Raw genomic sequence first — 2,734 nt, forward strand, 5'->3', positions numbered from 1 at the left:
GACCTCGCCAGCCGCCAACGGCACTATCACCGTGACCCCGGTCAACGATGCGCCAGTAGCCGTTGCGACCACCGGCAGCGGTGCTGAAGACCCAAGCGTAGGCATCGCGGTCAAGTTGAGCGCGACCGACGTAGACGGCCTGGCGAACGTTAAATCGTTCACCGTCGGCACGCCTAGCAACGGTACGTTCTACACCGACGCCGCCATGACCAAACCGGTTACCGGTAGCATCACGGCCACCAACGGTGAGGCGACGGTGTACTTCAAGCCGAACCTGAACTTCAACGGCACGGCCAACTTCACGTACACCGCGACCGACAGCGGCAACGCTGACGGCACTAACCCGCTGACCTCGCCAGCCGCCAACGGCACTATCACCGTGACCCCGGTCAACGATGCGCCGACTGCAATCAATGGCAATGTAGAAAGCAAAGAAGACACCCCGGTCGAGTTGAACTGGTCGACGTTCGGTGTCAATGATGTGGACTCTTCGAACCTGAAAGTGGTGTTCACCAGCCTGCCTAACGGCGCTATCGAATACAAAGTCGACGGTGTCTGGGTCAAGCTCAGTGCGGCCGATCTGAAAACCGATACCTCGCCGGGCAAGGCCTTCAGCCAGGCCGACTTTGACAATCACAACGTTCGTTACAGCCCTGCGGCCAACGAGTCGGGTGACAACAGCTTCGGCAACAGCGGCGTTGGTAACAAACTGGGCGATTACACCGAGCTGAAGTTCCAGGCTACCGACGGCAGCGCTTACAGCGACACCAAAACCATCACCGTGGATATCCACCCGGTGACGGATGTCCCGGTTGTGTCGGTCGGCCAATTTGGCACTGTGCCGTCTGGCTTGACCCTTCAAACCTGGACCGGCGGGAATCTGCCGGGCGCATTGGGCACGAACGGTAACGGTGTGACCCAGTCCAGCGAATTGATCCGGGTCATTAATGCCAAAACCGCTGACAGCGCAGCCTTCACAGGTGTGACCAGCAATGTGAGCAACGGCAGTGTGGTGGAATTCACCGCCACCAAAGTGTCCGGCCTGATCTACCTGGAAGCCGGCAAAAGCTACAGCTTCACTGGCACCGCCGATGACAGCCTGGCGGTTACCGTGGGCGGCAACCTGGTGTCGACCGAGACGTGGGGCAAGGGCAGCGCGATTACCGCGACGCCTTTCACGCCGACCGAATCGGGTTATTACACCCTCGATATCTACCACTACAACCAGGCCGGCCCGGGCAACTACAACGTCAACGTCTCGATCAACAACGGACCGTCAATGGCGCTGGGCAGCAGTGGCGTGCAAACCTACAGCAGCCTGGATGCACTGAAAGCCGCTGGCGCGGTGTTCAATGACGCCCATGTGGTCAATGGCGAAGGCTATTACACCGGCTACGTTTACAACCATGGCCTGGAAGACAACAGCATCAAGGTCAGCCCGATCACGACCACGTTTGTCGACAACGACGGGTCGGAGTCGCACAAGGTGCAAATCAGCGGCCTGCCTGAAGGCACCGTGATCACCGACGGCGCCACCAACCACAGCTACACCTCGACCGGTGCGACCACCCAGTACGACGTCAGCAACTGGAACCTGGCGACCCTGACCGTTACTCCGGCCAAGGATGCCACCGCCAGTTTCGATCTGACCGTCACGGCAACGGCCAAAGAGTTGAGCACGCAGGTTGAAGAAGTCACCACCGGCAAAGTGAGCATTGTGATCACTGCGGTCAACGATGCGCCGGTAGCGATCGCCACCACGGCGAGCGGTGCTGAAGACCCAAGTGTCGGGATTGCGGTCAAGCTCTCCGCCACCGATGTCGATGGCCTGAGCAACGTCAAGTCGTTCACCGTCGGCACGTCAACCAACGGCACATTCTTCACCGATGCGGCCATGACCAAACCGGTGACTGGCAGCATCGCGGCCACCAACGGTGAGGCGACGGTGTACTTCAAGCCGAACCTGAACTTCAACGGCACGGCTAACTTCACGTACACCGCCACCGACGGCGGCAACGCTGACGGCAGCAACGTGCTGACCTCGCCAGCTGTCAGCGGCAGCATCACCGTGACTCCGGTCAACGATGCGCCGGTAGCAGTAGCGACCACCGGCAGCGGTGCGGAAGACCCAACCGTGGGCATCGCGGTCAAGTTGAGCGCGACCGACGTGGACGGCCTGGCGAACGTTAAATCGTTCACCGTCGGCACGTCGACCAATGGCACGTTCTTCACCGATGCCGCCATGACCAAACCGGTTACTGGCGCCATCGACGCGACTAACGGTGAGGCGACGGTTTACTTCAAGCCAAACCTGAACTTCAACGGCACGGCTAACTTCACGTACACCGCGACCGACAGCGGCAACGCTGACGGCACTAACCCGCTGACCTCGCCAGCCGCCACCGGCAGCATCACCGTGACCGCGGTCAACGATGCGCCAGTAGCCGTTGCGACCACCGGCAGCGGTGCGGAAGACCCAACCGTGGGCATCGCGGTCAAGTTGAGCGCGACCGACGTGGATGGCCTGGCGAATGTGAAATCGTTCACCGTCGGCACGTCAACCAACGGCACGTTCTTCACCGATGCGGCCATGACCAAACCGGTTACCGGTAGCATCGCGGCCACCAACGGTGAGGCGACGGTGTACTTCAAGCCGAACCTGAACTTCAACGGCACGGCTAACTTCACGTACACCGCGACCGACAGCGGCAACGCTGACGGCACTAACCCGCTG

1 protein-coding gene is annotated in these 2,734 nt (G+C 60.6%); it reads left to right on the top strand.

The annotated features are described in order from the left end of the window. Nucleotides 1-2,734, top strand: a 2,734-nt coding sequence (locus tag ACR52_RS27165; RefSeq protein ID WP_048731249.1) for a beta strand repeat-containing protein, incomplete at both ends; no start/stop codon positions are given.

It is taken from the genome of Pseudomonas fildesensis, from assembly GCF_001050345.1.
GTDB lineage: Bacteria > Pseudomonadota > Gammaproteobacteria > Pseudomonadales > Pseudomonadaceae > Aquipseudomonas > Aquipseudomonas fildesensis.